Origin of the sequence: Streptomyces sp. M-16 (assembly GCF_052114405.1) — a bacterium.
Lineage (GTDB): Bacteria > Actinomycetota > Actinomycetes > Streptomycetales > Streptomycetaceae > Streptomyces.
Genome location: NZ_JBFRER010000031.1, coordinates 38,588 through 56,024, shown reverse-complemented (window position 1 = coordinate 56,024; position 17,437 = coordinate 38,588). Strand labels below are relative to the sequence as shown.

Sequence of the window (17,437 nt, the reverse complement as noted above, 5' to 3'; positions counted from 1 at the left end):
CGACCGCGCCCGTTCGGGCGTGAAAGCGGCCGACGGGCCTGGCGGGCGGATCAGCCGGGCCCGGCCGCGAGGCCCGGCGCGGGCCGTGGTGCGGGCCGTGGTGTGGGGGCCGGGTGGGGGTGAGCCGGTTCATGCGACTCCGAGGAAGCCCGGGTCGGTGCCGTCGAACTGACCCATCGAGATGACCACCACGTCGAAGGCCCGTTCGAGTGCGGCCCCGCGCAAGGCAGCTGTAGCGGCGGCAACAAGCAGCCATCAGACACGGCTACCCCCGGTTCAGGTCGGTGTACAGCAGGTGGTGGTCCGAGTACGGGCTGGGGCGGACGCGGTGCGTGCGCGGGGTGGTGCCGCGGAGGAACACGTAGTCGAACGTGCTGTTCCAATCGGTGGTCGCCGCGCAGGCGTCGATTCCGGCGCCGCCGGGCGAGGGGCGGCAGCCGGGGTCCGTGTCCCGGGCCAGGGCCCACATCGGACCGAGTTCGGGCGCGTCCGGCACGGCGTTGAAGTCGCCGAGGACGATCGCACGGTCATGGCGGGCGACGTCCGCGGCGAGCACCTCCACCTGGCCCGCCCGCACCTCTGCCTGCCGGCGCTCGGCGAGGTGGGTGTCGTAGACGCGGACGGCCCGGCCGCCCACCAGCGTGGTGACGGCCAGATATCCGCGGTCCTCGGAGCCGCCGTCGGGGTATTCGACGCTCACCCGGTCCGTCATCGGCGCCGCCGAGAGGATCGCCTGGCCGAAGCCGCCCGGCCGCCACGGCAGCCCCCCGCAGCGGTTCCAGTTCCGCAGGACCGACCCGTACTCGACCCGGTAGACCAGCCCGTAGACCTCCTCCAGGTACCTGCGGATCTCCTCGACGTCCCGCACGCACGCCTCCTGCAGGCCGATGACCTGCGGCGCGGCCGTGGCGATCTCCCTTGCCCGGCCGAAATTGAGCCCGCTCCCACCGCACGGATTGCAGATGTTCCAGGTGCCGACCCGGTCCGGTACGACCTCCCCGGCGGCGGCAGCGTCGTCGGACGGCAGCGGCCGCGCGAGGGGGAAGCCACGGCTCGGTGCGCTGGGGCCCAGGAGCAGCACCACGCAGACCGCGGCCAGCGCGCCCGCGGCCCACCGCGCGCCCCTTCTCAGCACCATCGCCTCCCCGGAGTGGACGCACATCATCACACGGCGCCCTCGACGCACGATCGAGGTACCTCGCGGCCGGTCCGTCCGGCATCATCACGGCATGATCGGCAACCGGATCACCCATCGCACGGCGGACGGCGTCCGCATACCCGGAACCTGGCGGCACGCGTTCATATGCAACGGCGGCTCCTACTTCCTCACCGACCTCTTCGTCTACGCCGACGGCCTCGTCGACTGCTGGGAGCTGGTCACCCTCGACGAGTTCGAGCAGAAGCTCCGCTGCGGATGGGTGGCCACCAGCCTTCCGGACGGCGGACGCGCCTCCGCGCACCACCTGGCCTCGTGGACGTTCGGCGAACCGAGCACCTGGCTGACTCCGGACCTGCTGCTCGCCGAAGTCCGCGACACCATCGACGAGCTGAACGGCCGCCCCGACTCGACCGACCGCTGCCTCGCCGCGGTGGACGTCTTCATGGCGGACCGTACGGAGGACAACCGGGCCGCCGCCCGCGCCGCCTACCTGGAGGTCCCCGAGACCGTACGGCTCTACGCACTCGGCGACATGGACCGCAAGGACCACCCCCTCCAGGTCCTGGTGGCCGGGCCCGGCGGCCGGACCCCGGACGAGCCCGACGAAACGGTCACGCGAGAGGAGTACGACGAGGCCGTCGCCTACTTCGAGGAACGCGAACAGTGGCTCGCGAAGGCCCCTTCACGGGTGCCGGCCGACGGGCCCGCCGAGTCCTTCGCCCCCGCGGTCAAGATCTACCACTCGTATCCGCAGCGGGCGCTCGAAGACCCGGGCAAGCAGGCCCTGCGCAACGACTACCCCGCCCCCATCACCGTCGGCGACGTCACCTACCCGTCGGTGGCGCACGCCTACTGGGCCCGTTCCGTCGCCGAACCGGAGGCCCGGACCGCGGTCGTGGCGGCGGAGTCGGGCGCGAAGGCCCGTACGGTCGCGGCCGCGGCGCCGCGGCGCGAGGGCTGGGCGCAGGTCCGGACGGCGGTCATGGCCCGTCTGCTGCGCGCCAAGTACGAGCAGCACCCCGACCTCGCGGCGATCCTGCTCGCCACGGGTGACGCGACCGTGCTCTACGACGACGCCGACTCGGGCTTCTGGGGCGAGAACGGGGGCCGGGGCCGCAACTGGACGGGCCGCCTCCTGGAGCTCGTCCGTTCCGAACTGCAGGCCCGGCAGACCCTCGTCGACTGACGCGGGGCTGGCCCACCCGTCGGGGGGTGCGCGAAGACGCCCCGGCGAGGTGATCCCGGCCGGGCGTTCTCGCGTCCTTTTACCAGGCGGTGCAGTGCGGGCTGGTCTTGATGGTTTCGAAGTTCGCCTTGAAGGCGTCGTAGACGCCCGGATCGTCGATCTTCAGGAGGGTCTCGTCGTTGGCCCGGAGGTTCGGGATCGTGTAGTTGTGGCTTCCCGTGAAGACCAGCTTGCGGTTGGCTCCGCCCAGGTAGGTGCCCTCGATCAGCATGTACTTGGAGTGGATGCCGATGGTGCGGGAGGCACCGGTGCCGTCCACGGCAGTGCCGGAGCAGCGGGCGGCGTAGGTGAGGCGTCCGGCGATCGAGGTCTGTACGGCGGTGCCGAGGTTGCCGTCCTCGCCGTTGTGGAGGAGTTCGACCCGGCAGCCGGCGTTCTTCAGGGCCACGAGCTTGTCGGCGACCTGGAGACGGGTGAAGGCGTACATGCCGATCCGGATCTGGGTGGCGCCGCCCGCGCAGTCCACGTTGTTCAGCAGGGACACGACGGTGTCGGTGCCGGCGTCGTTGTCGTACGTGGTGCCGGCCTTCTCCTGGCGGGGGAAGAAGTAGGTCTTGTAGGGGCCGGCGTCCTGGGTCTTGTAGTACGTGGCCAGGCCGGTCCCGGTGGAGCCGATGGTCTGCAGGTCCTGCCAGTAGGCGCGGTAGCCGGCGTAGAGGCCGGAGCCCGCGTCGGGAATCGTCACGGAGTTGTTGAACAGGTTCCGCCGCTGGCTCGTGGTCAGGTTCGCCGAGGTCTGGAACACCACGTTGTCGGTGCTGCCGACCTTGGAGAACAGGAAGAACTTGTTGTGGTTGATCGCGCCGGTGTCGCTGCTTCCGCCGAGGCTGCGGTTGCCGATGCAGCCCCGGTTCGCCGGGCAGGCCAGCACATACGAATCCGCGGTGAGATCCGTGCCCAGACCGGTCGCCGCGGCGAGCATCGAGTACTCCGACCCGGTGGCCTTCCCGTTCGCGTCCACGTCCGGGACCGCGTCCCCGTCCACGATGAGCTTGACCTTCACCCCGCGCTGCTTCGCCGCGACCAGCGCGCCGCTGACGCCACCGTCGGTGATCAGGTAGACCGAGCCGTTGATCTCCGCGCCCGCCGGCGTCCGGTTGACCAGGGAGATCAGCTGGTTGCGAATCGCGTCCTGCTGGGCCGTGGTCCCTGCCGGGTCGTTGAAGGTGGCGGTGAGCGCGACCGTGTCGTCCACGGCGATCGCCCCCGGCGCCCCGAGCAACGAAGCCCCCGTCACAAGAACCGCCGTCGCCGCTGCACTTCGTATCCGCACGTCCCCACCCGATCTGAAGATCAAACAATCTGACGCCCAGGAACCTACCGGACCCGCCGGGCCCATCCATCCGTCCGGCAGGGCGGCCGAACACCCTGCCGGGGAGGGCCGGGCGTCGATCGGGTGGCGGTTGCGCGGAGACATCGCCGTACTGGACGGACGGTGCGTTTCGTGCCGGGCCGGGGACGAAACCGTTTCTCTCTCAAGATCATCAAGCGCAGAATGTTCCGCATGACGACGACACGAGTGATCACACAGCAGGTCATCGGCGGCTCCGACGTGCTGGAACTCGCCGAGATACCCCTTCCCTCGCCGGGCCCCGGCGAGGTCCTGGTGCGCGTACGGGCCACCGGTATGAACCCTGCGGACTGGAAGGTCCGTATCGGCAAGGTGGACTTCTTCGGCCCGCCGCCGTTCGTGCTCGGCCACGAGTTCAGCGGCACGGTGGAGGGCATCGGCGAGGGCGTGGCCCGCTTCGCGGTGGGCGAGGAGGTCTACGGCTGGACCGTCCCGCCGCAGGGCAGCCACGCCGACCACGTGGTGGTGACCGAAGACCGGATCGCGCCCAAGCCGCGCACCCTCGACCACGTCGGCTCCGCCGCACTGCCGATCTCCGGCTTCACCGCCTACCAGGCCCTGGTCACCCTCTCCGACGTACGGTCCGGCCAGCGGGTGCTGATCCACGGCGCGGCCGGCGGTGTCGGCCACCTCGCCGTGCAGATCGCCAAGGCCCGGGGCGCGTACGTCATCGGCACGGCGCGCGCCGCCAAGCACGACTACCTGCGCGGACTCGGGGCCGACGAGCTGATCGACTACACGGTGGAGGACTTCTCGGCCCTGCGCGGCATCGACGCGGTGCTGGACACCATCAGCAACGACTACGGTCCGCGTTCCCTGCCCACCCTCAAGCCGGGCGGCATCCTGGTCGACGTCGTCGGCGTCGGCGTGGACCGCACCGAGGTGACGGCCCGGGCCGCCGAACTCGGCGTACGGTTCGTGGAGTTCTTCCTGGAACCCACCCCCTCCGTGCTGACCGCCTTCGCCGAACTCGTCGACACCCACGGAGTACGTCCCACGATCTCCGAAACCCTCCCGCTCGCCGAGGCCGCGAAGGCACACGAGCTCAGTGAAACCGGCCGGGTCCAGGGCAAGATCGTCCTCGTGCCGTAGTCCCGACACGTTCTGGACCTCTCGGGTCGAGAAGGCGGGTACCCCGACTCCGGCCGAACCCGCCGGGGCCGGGTGCCCGGTTCTCACCCGTCCATGACGCTGGCCCCGCCCGCAGCCGCCCCCGTCCGACCCGGGCGGCAAGGGAATCGGGACCGTGCGGCCACCTCCGCCACGGTGACGTGGTGGCAGCCCGGCGTTCGACGGAACTGCTCGGGCACCGGGCCACGCAGCCCCGGCGCCGCGCCCTCCACGACCGCTGCCACCTCGCCGAACTCGCCCTACCGGCCGAGGAACCTGGTGACCTGCCGCGCCACGCTCTCCGGGTCGGCGTCCGCCGCCAGCGGGAGCGTGCCACTGATCCGCAGGGCCGTGAACCCGTGAACCAGTGACCAGGCCGCCAGCGTGGCGATCTGCTGGTCCCCGTCTTCAGCGCGAGCGGCCATGAGGGCAGCGCCGCTGCGCAGTGACTCGGCCGCGCGGGCCCGGGCGGCGGTCAGTTCGGCGGAGTCCGTGCGGCACAGGGCGGGCTGGAACATCACCTCGAAGTGCCCGCGATGGGTCAGCCCGAAGCGTACGTAGGCGACACCGACCTCGGCGAAGTCGCCGGTCTGTTCCCACGTGGCGTTGAGCGCGTCGGCGAACAGGTCGAACCCTTCGACAGCCACTGCGGTGAGCAGGCCTGCCTTGTCGCCGAAGTGGTGGGCGGGTGCGGCATGGGAGACCCCGGCTCGTCGGGCAAGGTCGCGCAGACTCACCGCGCTGGCGCCGGACTCCTCGATGGCCTCGACAGCTGCGGTCAGGAGCGCACGGCGAAGGTCGCCGTGGTGGTAGCCGTGGCGGTCGGCGGCGGGGCGGGACGCGGAGGCAGGGGTCGTCATGGGATCGAGCCTAACCCAGATCTAGGCATTGACAAGATGAGCACGGTCGGCGAATCTTTCCAGTGTCAAGATGAGGGAATCGGAAGGATGGACACGCAATGGCTCCCGTGATCGTGCTCGTCGTCGGTTGGATCCTGGCCCGCCTCGCCGGACTGCTCGGCCTCTCCGTCCTGGATGGCTGGCAGCCCGCGTTGTGTGTCGCGTTGGCATTGATGTTCACGGTCACCGGCGTCGCCCACTTCACGGGTCGCCGAGCCGAGATGATCGCCATGGTCCCGCCTGCGCTGCCCCGGGCAGACCTGCTGGTGACGGCCACCGGCCTGCTCGAACTGGCCGGAGCGGGCGGCCTGCTGCTTCCCGCTACCCGCCCCGTGGCCGCGATCGCGCTCACGGTCATGCTGCTGGCGATGTTCCCCGCCAACGTTCACGCCGCCCGGTCAGCGCTCACGCTCCAGGGGAAGCCGGTCATGCCACTGATCCCGCGGACGTTCCTCCAGGTGGCGTTCGTGACGGTGTGCGTCCTCGCCGCGCTCTGACCTGTCATCGGCCGGCCCTCCCTGCCGATGTCCACGTCTCACTGATCAAGGACATCAGCCGACGAAGCGATCTTGAGTGCGTCGCCGAGGGCGCTGGCCTCGTCCGGGCTCAGTTCGACCACGAGCCGACCGCCACCTTCGAGCGGTATCCGCATGACGATGCCCTTTTCCTCCTGGGTGACCTCAAGCGGGCCGTCGCCCGTCCGCGGCCGTATTCTGGCGCGCGGCTGAGTCTCACCGTTGTTGACGGGCAGTGCCTGGTTGGGTTCCCAGCCGGAACCACTGATCGTCACCCGCGTCCCGTTGCCCTCGGAATTGACTGTGTACGTCCCCAGAGCGGGTGTCGCGGCGGCGGCGGGCGCTAGAGCGACCGTGGCCCCCAGTACGAACGACGAGGCGACGAGCGAGATGACGGCATTGCGTCGGTTGCGCCGGGCCATGATGCATGTCCTCCCTCGCGATGGGTAGAGGGTGCCGCGGAAACACGGGGGCAAGCCGCCGCGCCGGCGTTCCGGGAGTGGGCCCTCCAGCCACAGCACGACAACGCATGTACGGCTGTGGCGCCGCTGTGGCGCCGGACTGATCGCATGGGCGCCACGCTCCGTCCATCCTCCCCCTCCCCAAACCGGGTGTCGACCGGGACGGCTATGCGAGCCGGCCGGGCGGACAAGCCCAGCAGCTGCCCCCAGGGCAGCTTGACCGCTTGGCTTCACGAGGTGTCTCCGCCTGCTCGCTCAGGCCCTCGATGCCGCCGAGCCGGTGGTGTCGGTGGCCTGTCGGGCCCGTCGGTGCGATGTCGGTGCGACGTCGGTCGGGGCTGACACCTTTCGAGAGGTCCTGCCGGGTATCCATCCGGCGGGGAGTCCGAGGAGGGGATCTCTGGTGCATGACGTTGTGATCGTGGGAGCCGGTCCGGTCGGTCTGACCCTTGCCTGCGAGCTTGGTCTCGCGGGCTGTTCCGTACTGGTGCTCGAACGGGAGTCGGGGCTCGGCTCCCCGTTACGGGCAGCCCCGCTCGGGAGGCGAGGGCTGTCCGCCGCGTCGGTCGAGGCGTTCTACCGGCGCGGATTGCTGGAACCGCTGCTGACGGCGTCGGGCGATCAGGAGGTGTTCGGTGCGGCGCCCGGGGCGCGCGCGCCGTCACGCCCTCGGCTCGGCGGGCACTTCGCCGGCATGATGCTCGACGGGGCCCAGGTCGACGTCGCCGCCCTGCCGTTCCGGCTTCCCGGCCCGGCACTCGAATCCGTGATGACGGACCTCGAAGCGGTCGAGACGGTGCTGTCCGAGCAGGCGGCCAAGCTCGGCGTGGACATCAGGCGCGACGTCACGGTCTCGGCCGTCTCCCAGAACGGCGAGAGCGTGGTCGCACGAGCCGGCGCGGACGCGTACGAGGCACGCTGGCTCGTCGGCTGCGACGGCGGACGCAGTACGGTGCGCAGGCTCACCGGCTTCGAATTCGCCGGGACCGAGCCGCAGTTCACCGGCTACACCATGCAAGCCACTCTTGCCGATCCCGAGAAGCTGCGCCCCGGCTTCCACCTGACGCCGACGGGCATGTACATCCGGATGCCCGCCCACGGTTATTTCGCGATGATGGACTTCGACGGCGGTGCGTTCGATCGCTCGCAGCCGCCGACTCGCGGCCATCTTCAGGCGGTTCTGCGCCGCGTGTCCGGTACCGACGTGACCATCGACGAGGTCCACATCACCTCGACCTTCACCGATCGGGCGATGCAGACGACGGCCTACCAGCGAGGACGCGTCCTGCTCGCGGGCGACGCGGCCCACATCCACTCCCCCCTGGGAGGCCAGGGGCTGAACACCGGCATCGGCGACGCCATGAACCTGGGGTGGAAGCTCGCGGCGACCGTGCGCGGGTGCGCGCCGGACGGGCTTCTCGACACCTACGCCGTCGAGCGCCATCCGATCGGTGCGGCGGTGCTCGACTGGTCGCGCGCCCAGGTGGCGACCATGCGGCCGGAGCCGTACGCCCAGGCGATCCAGGCCGTGGTCCGCGATCTCATCGCGACCCGTGACGGAGCGACCTACGTGTTCGAGCGGCTGTCGGGATCGTGGATCCGGTACGACCTCGGCGGCGAACATCCGCTGGTCGGCCGAAGCGCCCCCGACTTCTGTCTTGAGGACGGCACCCGCCTCGGTGACCTCATGGAGGACGGACGGGGTGTCGTGCTCGATTTCAGCATCGACCGACGCCTGCGTACTCCGGCGGCGGGCTGGGAGGGCCGGATACGGTACGCGGCCGGGGCTGCGAGGAACGACCTCGGGTCGGGTGCCGTGCTGGTGCGGCCCGACGGCGTGGTCGCCTGGGCAGGTGATCGTCACCCTGACGGAGAAGCGTTCGAGCAGGCCGCGAGCCGTTGGTTCGGCGGACCGGCCGCAGCCTGACTCACCGGCTGTGCCACCCCGAACCCGCAGCCCTGCGCGCAGGTTCCGCCCGGCCGTGAGCGTCTCGGCCCAGCCGGCCGCTTCAGCTTGAGGGGGTGGCGGTCGTCGGTTCGTCGGTCAGGCGGGCCCGCCAGCTGGTGACGTAGGCGTCGGGCATGGACGCCAGGCGGGCTATTTCCCCGTCACTGCGACCGTCGGACCAGGCCAGGATCCGTGTCACGGTGCGGTTCCGTGCGGCGCGGAAGTCCTTGAGCATGTTCTCGTGGCGTTCGACTTCCTCGGCTTCGCGAACGAGCTGCTGATCGACGGCGGAGCGTTCCTCGGCCCGCAGCCGGCGCAGATAGGCGGTCAGGCCCATCAGGACGAGCCCCTCCTCGTGCGCAGCGCTCTGGAACCCTTCGGCCAGAGCTTCCAGTACGCAGTCCGGGACATCGGCGAGCGTGGCGCCGAGGGGCTTGGCCGCCTCCCAGGTGCCTCGACCGGCCTCTGTCGTTTCCAGCCAGACGCCGGCGTCCGTCGGAGTACGGCCGCCGCACGCCTGCGCGCGGTAGGCGTACAGGGCGGCACGGTGGCCGTAGAAGGTGAAACCGTCCTCGATCTGTCGGTCGGCGGCGCGGCACATCCGACCCGGTACCCCGTCGTAGCCGCTCTCGGGACGGTAGTCGGCGTAGGCGTCGAGGTCCGCGTCCGTGGCCAGGCCCCAGGAGGGGTCGCACAGGTCGGGGTTCATGGCGAGGAAGGCGCCGACCTCGATGCGCCAGGCCGGGGTCGGTGTCGTGCGGGGCCGGGGCCAGCGGAGCTCGCCCGAGGAGTCGACGGTGTGGGTCGTGGCCTCCTCGATGTCGTCCCAGGCGGTGGCGGCCTCGGCCGACCACTCCAGCTCGTCCTCCGGGCCGATCCGGTGGATCGAGTCGACGACCCGCTGCACGGCGGGCAGTATGCGCAGCGCGAGCGCGTGCAGCTCCTCGGCGGTGAAGAAGCGCCAGGAGCAGCCGCGCCCTTCGTCATGGGTCAGGTGGCCGAGCAGCTGCACCATGACTCCGGGGGCCGGGATGGCCCCGTCTCCCAGCGCCCTGCGGGGGAGGCCGGGGAGCTGACTGCCGAGGTCCTCGTGCGAGGGCCGCCAGTCGAGGTCGCCGAACCAGACGGCGCCGCTGCCCACGTCCACTGCCAGCCACTGGCGGTACTCCACTCCCGGCCCGTAGCGCTGCTCCTGCTGCTCGGCGTGCTCGTCGTGCCATACGTACTCGGCCGGAGGCGGGTCCAGCTGCACGGCCATGAAGCCGTCCTCGGGGCGGTAGCCGGTGAGGACGCGGGCCGTTCTCGGCGCGCTTTCGGCGGCGGTCATGAGGGGTTTCCTCTCGCTGGAACGTCAACCGCCGCAAACGTAGGGCGCCCGGCAGACAATAGTTTAATTTTCAGCCACTGCGTCCGGTAGCCGGACACGCGGGGGGCCTGGCGTCACGACCCGGTCTACGCGCGTGCGGCCGCCGTCAACTTGGCGCGTTTCACGTGTGCTCACGCTCCGCTTGTCTCCTATATCTCCTTTGTCTCCTTTGCCGCTCGCCGCAGCCTCATGAGAGCGCGGCCAGCGCTTCCGCGGCGAGCATCTGCTCCAGGTCCAGGACAGCGCGCGGGGCGTGCCGGGTGTCGATGCGGACCGCGTAGATGAAGCGCGTCAACTGCGGCTCGGTCAGCGGGCGGGCCACGACCTGGGTGTTGGCGCGGGTCAGGGCGAGTTGCGGCATGACGGCCACGCACAGGCCTGCGGCCACGAAGCCGAGCACGGTGTTGAAGTCGTCGCCCTCGTATTGCAGGCGGGCCTGGAAGCCGGGCGTCTCGGCCATCTGGGACAGCAGTTCCAGGCGCAGTGCGGCCTCCGGCGCCGCGATCCAGGTCTCCGACGCGAGGCTGGCCAGGTCGATGACCTCCCTGTCGGCCAGGTGGTGATGTGCCGGGACCACGGCCACCACCGGATCCCGTGCGACCAGGGTCCGGCGCAGCATCCGGGGCGGCGGGACGGGGATGAAGTCGTAGTCGTAGCTGAGTGCCAGGTCCATGTCCCCCCGCTTGAGCCGGTTGTAGCCGGCCTCGGGCTCCAGCTGGCAGAGGCTGACCTGCACCTGGGGGTAGGCCGCGTGGAGTTGGGCCAGCGCTCGCGGAACGATGCCGGTGGCGGCCGAGGCGAAGGCGCCGAGCCGGATCCGTCCGGCCGTACCCGCGCGCATGGCGTCGAGTTCCACCGATGCCGTCGCCAACGCGTTGCGGACGCCCTGTTCGGCGTCCAGGAGGACTTCGCCGGCCGGCGTGGCGCGCACGGGCCGGCGTTCGAGCACTCTGAGGCCGGCGCGGCGTTCGAGTTCGGCGATCTGCTGGGAGACCGCGGGCGCGCTGTAGCCGAGCTCGCGTGCGGCGGCGTTGAAGGAGCCGTGGCGCACGACGGCTTCGAGGGTGGCGAGCAGGCGGGGGTCGAGTCCGTACACGGGGTTAAGGCTCACTTATCTGTCGCGAAGATGTGTTTTCTTGTGATTACGGATGAACGCCAGCAGGATTCTTGCTCGCAGCAAGAAAAACGCAAGCCCGCGCCCCCGGGGAGTGAGCACCGCTCCCCTCGCCCTCGGGGTGCCCGTCCGCCCGCGCCCCGTCCGCCTTCTGCCACAGCCCGCCGTGGCCGGCGACCGTCCGGCGGGGCGGGTGGGGATCCGGCCGTCGACGATCACCCCTCATGCCCTGGAAGGAAGTGGTATGCCCCATCCACCACTCATCGGACTCACCACCTACCTGGCCGACGCCCAGTGGGGCGAGTGGGACCTGCCCGCCGCACTGGTGCCCTCCGCCTACGCCGGCTCCCTCCAGGCGGCGGGCGGCCGCGCCGTTCTGCTGCCGCCGGACGCGCCGGAGGCCGCGGCCGATGTGGTCGAGCGTCTGGACGCGATCGTCCTGACGGGAGGCGAGGACCTGGATCCCGCCCTGTACGGTGCACCGCCCCACCCGAGCACGGGGCTGCCGGTCCGCCGGCGCGACCGGTGGGAACACGCCGTGCTGGTCGCCGCCCTCGCCCGCGACATACCCGTGCTGGGAGTGTGCCGGGGAATGCAGCTGATGAACGTGCACGCGGGCGGCACCCTCATCCAGCACCTGCCCGACAGTGTGGGCCATCACGGCCACAACCCCAACCGGGGCCACTTCGGCGCCCATGCCGTCACCACCGTGCCGGGTACGCGGATCGGCGCCCTCCTCCCGGGGACCCGGCAGGTCGCCACACACCATCATCAGGCGGTGGACCGCCTCGGGGCCGGCTTCGTCGTGGCCGCCCGTGCGGCGGACGGCACCGTCGAGGCGATCGAGAGCACCCGGCACCGCTTCGCCGTGGGTGTCCAGTGGCACCCGGAGATGGGCGGCGCCGCGCCGGTCGTGCACGCCTTGGTGGCTGCTGCGGGTTCCGCCGCGAGCGCCGAGCCCGCTCCGGTGGCCGGACGGACGGTGCCCTCGGTACGAAGCTCGCCGGGCCGGACTTTCCCGACACAGGTGTCTTGACACCCTCCGGCCCACCCGACAGGATCACAGCGTGAACCTGTCAGACAGCCAGACAGCTGGCCAGGCCCCCCGGCGCGTCAGCGCGATGGAAGCGGTCTTCGGCCACCTGCGCAGCGCCATCGAGCGCGGTGAGTACGCCGTGGGCGACAAGCTCCCCTCCGAAGCCGAGTTGTGCCGGACCCTGGAGGTCAGCCGGCCCGTGTTGCGGGAGGCGCTCCGGGCCCTGCAGGCCATGGGCCTGACCGTCTCCAAGAGCGGCAAGGGGACGTTCGTCCTGGCGAACACGGTCGAGGACCCCACCTTCGGCGACTACGCCGCCAGCGACCTGCTGGAGGTGCGCCGGCACGTCGAGATCCCGGTCGCCGGGTACGCCGCGCTGCGCCGTACCGCGGAGGACCTGGACCATCTGGGCCATCTGCTCGACCGGATGGAGCAGGAGACCGACACCACCGCGTGGGTGGCGATGGACACGGTCTTCCACCTGGCAGTGGCCGAGGCATCCCGCAACCCCGTCTTCCGCCGCGTCATCGAGGAGATCCGCGACGCACTGGCGCGTCAGTCGACCTTCCTCAACGAACTGGGCGGCCGGCGCGAGCAGTCCAACTGCGAGCACCGGGCCATCCTTGAGGCGCTGGTCGACGGCTGCGAGCACGACGCGGTGGAGGCCATGTCCCACCACCTCCTGCGGGTCGAGACGACCCTCACCGACATCGTGCGCCCCCAGCGCACGGTCACCCCTACGGAAGGCAGACCCGAGGCGTGAGCGAGCAGTTCCTCAAAGGCGAGAAGCGCCCCACGACCCGTCACGTCGACGCCGGGGACACCGGCTACAGCAAGTCCTTGAAACCCCGCCACGTGAACATGATCGCCATCGGGGGTGCGATCGGCACCGGGCTCTTCCTCGGCGCGGGAGGCCGCCTCGCCGACGCCGGGCCCTCACTGTTCGTCGCCTATGCAGTGTGCGGGATCTTCGCGTTCCTCGTCGTGCGTGCGCTCGGCGAGCTCGTCCTGTACCGGCCGTCCTCCGGCGCCTTCGTCTCGTACGCCCGGGAGTTCCTCGGGGAGAAGGGCGCGTACACCGCGGGCTGGATGTACTTCCTCAACTGGGCGACCACCGGCATCGCCGACATCACCGCGGTCGCCACCTACACCCACTACTGGCGCCTGTTCTCCGATGTCCCGCAGTGGGTGATCGCGCTCATAGCCCTGGCCGTGGTCCTCACCGTCAACCTCATCTCGGTGCGGTTCTTCGGCGAACTGGAGTTCTGGTTCGCCATCGTCAAGGTCAGCGCGCTGGTCGTCTTCATGGCGATCGGGATCTTCCTGCTGGTCACCCGGCACCCCGTCGACGGCACCGTCCCGGGCCCGGCCATGATCACCGACAACGGCGGGATCTTCCCCAACGGCCTGCTGCCCATGCTGCTGGTCATCCAGGGCGTCGTCTTCGCCTACGCCTCCGTCGAACTGGTCGGAGTCACGGCCGGTGAGACCGAGAACCCCGAGAAGATCATGCCGAAGGCGATCAACTCGATCATGTGGCGCGTCGGCCTCTTCTACGTCGGCTCGGTCGTCCTGCTCTCGATGCTGATGCCGTGGAGCAGCTACAGCGCCGGCCAGAGCCCCTTCGTGACCGTGCTCTCCCACATCGGCGTCCCGGCGGCCAGCGACGTGATGAACCTCGTCGTCCTCACCGCGGCCATGTCCTCGCTCAACTCCGGCCTCTACTCCACCGGCCGCATCCTGCGCTCGATGGCCGTCAACGGCTCCGCCCCGCGCTTCACCGCCCGCCTCAGCCGCACCCAGGTTCCCTACGGCGGCATCCTGCTCACCAGCGGCATGTGCGTCCTCGGCGTCGGGCTCAACTTCGTGGTCCCCGCAGACGCGTTCGAGATCGTGCTCAACCTCGCCGCCATCGGCATCCTCGCCACCTGGGGCATGATCATGGTCTGCCACCTCCTCTTCTGGCGGAAGACCCGTGCCGGTGAACTGACCCGCCCCGCCTACCGCCTGCCCGGCTCCCCGTGGACCGAACTCGTGACGCTGGCCTTCCTCGCCTCCGTCCTGGTCCTCATGTACGCCGACGGAGGGGCCGCGCGCACCACCGTGCTGTGCGTCCCGCTGATCGCCGCGGCGCTGGTCGCCGGCTGGTACGCGGTCCGCGGCCGCGTGGCGCGCGCCGCCGCCGGGACCGAGGACTGAGAGGCACGCCGGCCCGGCCCCCGGGCCGGGCCGGCGAGGCCGCCGCACGCCACCGGCCCGCAGCAACCCACCACCGAACGAGGCAGTGATGCACAGCAGTCTCCTGGCGGACGCACCCGCGATCCGCGAGCCCCGGTACGCACCGGTCGCCCATGTCACCCGGGGCGGCGTGATCGAGGGAATCCACTACGGCTCCGTCGTCGTCCTCGACAGCGACGGCGACGTCCGGTTGAGCATCGGCGACATCGAGACCGCCTGCTACCCGCGCTCGGCCCTCAAACCGGTCCAGGCCGTCGCCATGGTCCGGGCCGGTCTACCGCTCGACGGAGCCCTGCTCTCCCTCGCGATGGGCAGCCACTCCGCCGAGGAGCACCACCTGGCAGGTGCCCGGCTGATCCTCGAACGGGCCGGCCTCACCGAGGACGACCTGCGCAACGTCCCCGACCTGCCGTACGCCCCGGCAGTCCGGGACGCCTGGGTACGCGAGGGCCGCGGGCCCTCCCGGCTCGCCCAGAACTGTTCCGGCAAGCACGCCGCGATGCTGTACCTGTGCAAGCTGTCCGGCTGGCCCCTGGAGACCTACCTCGACCCGGCCCACCCGCTCCAGACGGCGATAGCCGAGACCGTCGGGGAACTCACCGGCCAGCACATCGCGCACGTCACCGTCGACGGCTGCGGAGCCCCGCTGTTCTCGGTGTCCCTGCACGGCCTCGCCCGAGCCGCGGCGCGCATCGCCACGGCCGCGCCGGACACCGCCGAGCGCCGGGTGGCGGACGCGCTGCGCCTCCACCCGGAGATGGCCTCCGGCACCGGGCGGGACACGGCCGAGCTGATGCGCGCGGTGCCCGGGCTGCTGGCCAAGGACGGCTTCGAGGGGATCCAGATGGCTGCACTGCCCGACGGCAGCGCCGTCGCGGTGAAGATCGCCGACGGGGCGGACCGGGCGCGCATCCCCGTCACGGCAGCCGCCCTCGCCTGGGCGGGAGCCGACCCGCGGCTGCTCGTCGGGTTCGAGGGCGAGCCGATGACCGGCGGCGGCCGCCCCGTCGGCGGCATACGCCCGGTGCCGCTGCTGAACCCGCCCACCGCCCCCGCCCCCGCCTGACTCCATCCGCCTCATCACCCGACCCACCACCTCAGGAAGAGGGCCGCACACCCATGACCGCCGCCACCCGCAGCGAACACGACCTGCTCGGGGACCGCGACGTCCCCGCCGAAGCCTACTGGGGCGTCCACACCCTGCGCGCCACTGAGAACTTCCCCATCACCGGCACGCCGATCTCGGCCTACCCGCACCTGATCGACGCCCTCGCCGCCGTCAAGGAGGCCGCCGCCCTCGCCAACGAGGAACTCGGCCTGCTGGAGCCCGCGAAGGCCGCCGTGATCGTCGCCGCCTGCCGGGAGATCCGTAGCGGCAAGCTCCACGACCAGTTCGTCGTCGACGTCATCCAGGGCGGCGCCGGCACCTCCACCAACATGAACGCCAACGAGGTCATCGCCAACCGGGCGCTGCAACTGCTGGGACACGCCAGGGGCGACTACCGGCACCTGCACCCCAACGAGGACGTCAACCTCGGCCAGTCCACCAACGACGTCTACCCGACCGCCGTGCGGATCGCGACCGTCTCGGCGGTACGCGGCCTGCTCGACGCCATGGCCGTCCTCCAGGACGCCTTCGCCCGCAAGGCAGCCGAGTTCCACGACGTGCTGAAGATGGGCCGCACCCAGTTGCAGGACGCCGTGCCGATGACGCTCGGGCAGGAGTTCTCCGCCTTCGCCGTCATGCTCGACGAGGACCGCAGCCGGCTCGCGGAGGCCCTCGGGCTCATCCACGAGATCAACCTCGGCGCCACCGCCATAGGCACCGGCCTCAACGCCCCGGCCGGATACGCCGAGTCCGCCCGCCGGCACCTCGCCGACATCACCGGGCTGCCCCTGGTCACCGCGGCCGACCTGATCGAAGCCACGCAGGACTGCGGCGCGTTCGTCCAGATGTCCGGGGTCCTCAAGCGCATCGCCGTCAAACTCTCCAAGACCTGCAACGACCTGCGCCTGCTGTCCTCCGGACCGCGCGCGGGCCTCGGCGAGATCAACCTGCCGCCGGTCCAGGCGGGCTCGAGCATCATGCCCGGCAAGGTCAACCCGGTGATCCCCGAGGTCGTCAACCAGGTGGCCTTCGAGGTGATCGGCAACGACATCACCATCACCATGGCCGCCGAGGCCGGACAGCTCCAGCTCAATGCCTTCGAGCCGGTCATCCTGCACTCCCTGTCGAAGTCCGTCACCCACCTGCACGCGGCCTGCCTCACCCTCGCCGAGCGCTGCGTGGCCGGCATCACCGCCAACACCGACACCCTGCGCGCGACGGTCGAGAACTCCATCGGCCTGGTGACCGCACTGAACCCGCACATCGGATACACCGCCGCCACCGACATCGCCAAGGAGGCCCTGCGTACCGGCCGCGGCGTGGCGGAGCTGGTCCTGGAGCGCGGCCTGCTCCCGGCCGAGAGGCTCGCCGCCCTGCTGCGCCCGGAAGTGCTCGCGGGAACCAGAACGGCTGGGGCCTGACCCGGGCCGGTGCCGGCCCACGACCCGTGCGCCCGTCCCGTCCCGGCGGCGCGGACGGCCCACTGCCGTCCCCCTCGCCGCGCCGAGCGCCCTGGCCATGGGAGCCGTCTCGGTAGCCGTCGACTGGACGGGACCTCGGCATCACCGCGGAGTCGCTTCGGACGTGGGTCCGCAAGGACGAGGCCCAGGCGTGCCCGGGGGCGGCGACGGCAGGGGGAGCGCGGCCGAGAGCCGGCCCGGCTGCGAGCGGAGCACGCAAGGCTGCTCAAGGCCGGGCAGGAGTGGCGGCTGGAGCGCGACCTGCTGCGCCGGGCAGCCGCCTGTTTCGCCCGGGAGATGAAGTGAGATCCCGCCGCTGGGCTTCATCTCCGAGAACCGAGCCGACTTCGGCGTCAAGCGGATCTGCCGGGTGACCGGGGCGTCCCGCGCCGGCTACTGCCGACACCTGGCCACCGAGCAGGTCCG

15 protein-coding genes are annotated in these 17,437 nt (G+C 71.0%); 9 read left to right on the top strand and 6 right to left on the bottom strand.

The window, feature by feature from the left end; genetic code table 11:
• Window positions 1–265: 265 nt before the first annotated feature.
• Window positions 266–1,138 (bottom strand): endonuclease/exonuclease/phosphatase family protein, encoded by an 873-nt coding sequence (locus AB4039_RS16845; protein ID WP_442271083.1) that lies wholly within the window; start codon window positions 1,136–1,138, stop codon window positions 266–268.
• A gap of 91 nt (window positions 1,139–1,229) precedes the next feature.
• Here AB4039_RS16845 and AB4039_RS16840 point away from each other — a divergent pair, with 91 nt between their 5' ends.
• Window positions 1,230–2,345: an NADAR family protein gene (locus tag AB4039_RS16840; RefSeq protein WP_442271082.1), complete on the top strand. Its 1,116-nt coding sequence runs from the start codon at window positions 1,230–1,232 to the stop codon at window positions 2,343–2,345.
• A gap of 79 nt (window positions 2,346–2,424) precedes the next feature.
• On the opposite strand, the gene AB4039_RS16835 is transcribed toward AB4039_RS16840, so the two are convergent.
• The gene (locus AB4039_RS16835) at window positions 2,425–3,600 is read right to left on the bottom strand and encodes a phospholipase D-like domain-containing protein (RefSeq protein WP_442271081.1); all 1,176 of its coding nucleotides are present in this window, start codon (window positions 3,598–3,600) and stop codon (window positions 2,425–2,427) included.
• A 309-nt stretch (window positions 3,601–3,909) separates the two neighbouring features.
• Here AB4039_RS16835 and AB4039_RS16830 point away from each other — a divergent pair, with 309 nt between their 5' ends.
• On the top strand, window positions 3,910–4,848 hold the full coding sequence (locus AB4039_RS16830; RefSeq protein WP_442271080.1) for an NADP-dependent oxidoreductase: 939 nt from the start codon (window positions 3,910–3,912) through the stop codon (window positions 4,846–4,848).
• Between the two features lie 278 nt (window positions 4,849–5,126).
• Here the strand turns inward: AB4039_RS16830 and AB4039_RS16825 are convergent, their stop codons facing one another.
• The gene (locus tag AB4039_RS16825) at window positions 5,127–5,726 is read right to left on the bottom strand and encodes a TetR/AcrR family transcriptional regulator (protein ID WP_442271079.1); all 600 of its coding nucleotides are present in this window, start codon (window positions 5,724–5,726) and stop codon (window positions 5,127–5,129) included.
• A 98-nt stretch (window positions 5,727–5,824) separates the two neighbouring features.
• Between AB4039_RS16825 and AB4039_RS16820 the strand changes: the two genes are divergently transcribed.
• Window positions 5,825–6,262: a DoxX family protein gene (locus tag AB4039_RS16820; RefSeq protein WP_266846398.1), complete on the top strand. Its 438-nt coding sequence runs from the start codon at window positions 5,825–5,827 to the stop codon at window positions 6,260–6,262.
• A 38-nt stretch (window positions 6,263–6,300) separates the two neighbouring features.
• Here AB4039_RS16820 and AB4039_RS16815 read toward each other — a convergent pair whose 3' ends face one another.
• Window positions 6,301–6,516 carry a DUF3117 domain-containing protein gene (locus AB4039_RS16815; RefSeq protein ID WP_266846545.1) on the bottom strand — a complete coding sequence of 72 codons (216 nt, stop codon included), beginning with the start codon at window positions 6,514–6,516 and terminating at the stop codon, window positions 6,301–6,303.
• A 628-nt stretch (window positions 6,517–7,144) separates the two neighbouring features.
• Between AB4039_RS16815 and AB4039_RS16810 the strand changes: the two genes are divergently transcribed.
• A complete protein-coding gene (locus AB4039_RS16810; protein WP_266846543.1) occupies window positions 7,145–8,668 on the top strand; it encodes an FAD-dependent monooxygenase in 1,524 nt (507 codons plus the stop codon).
• Window positions 8,669–8,750: 82 nt separating this feature from the next.
• Here AB4039_RS16810 and AB4039_RS16805 read toward each other — a convergent pair whose 3' ends face one another.
• Window positions 8,751–10,016, bottom strand: coding sequence for a hypothetical protein (locus AB4039_RS16805; RefSeq protein ID WP_442271078.1), 1,266 nt, complete (start codon window positions 10,014–10,016; stop codon window positions 8,751–8,753).
• A gap of 226 nt (window positions 10,017–10,242) precedes the next feature.
• Window positions 10,243–11,151: a LysR family transcriptional regulator gene (locus AB4039_RS16800; protein WP_442271077.1), complete on the bottom strand. Its 909-nt coding sequence runs from the start codon at window positions 11,149–11,151 to the stop codon at window positions 10,243–10,245.
• A gap of 262 nt (window positions 11,152–11,413) precedes the next feature.
• Between AB4039_RS16800 and AB4039_RS16795 the strand changes: the two genes are divergently transcribed.
• From AB4039_RS16795 to aspA, 5 genes are all read left to right on the top strand, one after another.
• Window positions 11,414–12,205, top strand: a complete 792-nt coding sequence (locus AB4039_RS16795; RefSeq protein WP_266846395.1) for a gamma-glutamyl-gamma-aminobutyrate hydrolase family protein — start codon at window positions 11,414–11,416, stop codon at window positions 12,203–12,205.
• Between the two features lie 85 nt (window positions 12,206–12,290).
• Window positions 12,291–12,968 carry a FadR/GntR family transcriptional regulator gene (locus AB4039_RS16790; protein ID WP_266846542.1) on the top strand — a complete coding sequence of 226 codons (678 nt, stop codon included), beginning with the start codon at window positions 12,291–12,293 and terminating at the stop codon, window positions 12,966–12,968.
• On the top strand, window positions 12,965–14,404 hold the full coding sequence (locus AB4039_RS16785) for an amino acid permease (RefSeq protein WP_266846394.1): 1,440 nt from the start codon (window positions 12,965–12,967) through the stop codon (window positions 14,402–14,404). Before AB4039_RS16790 ends, AB4039_RS16785 begins: the two co-directional genes overlap by 4 nt.
• Before the next feature lie 88 nt (window positions 14,405–14,492).
• Window positions 14,493–15,509, top strand: a complete 1,017-nt coding sequence (locus AB4039_RS16780) for an asparaginase (protein WP_266846393.1) — start codon at window positions 14,493–14,495, stop codon at window positions 15,507–15,509.
• Window positions 15,510–15,562: 53 nt separating this feature from the next.
• Entirely contained in the window at window positions 15,563–16,972 is a 1,410-nt protein-coding gene (aspA, locus tag AB4039_RS16775) for an aspartate ammonia-lyase (protein ID WP_442271076.1), read from the top strand.
• The last annotated feature ends 465 nt before the right edge of the window (window positions 16,973–17,437 follow it).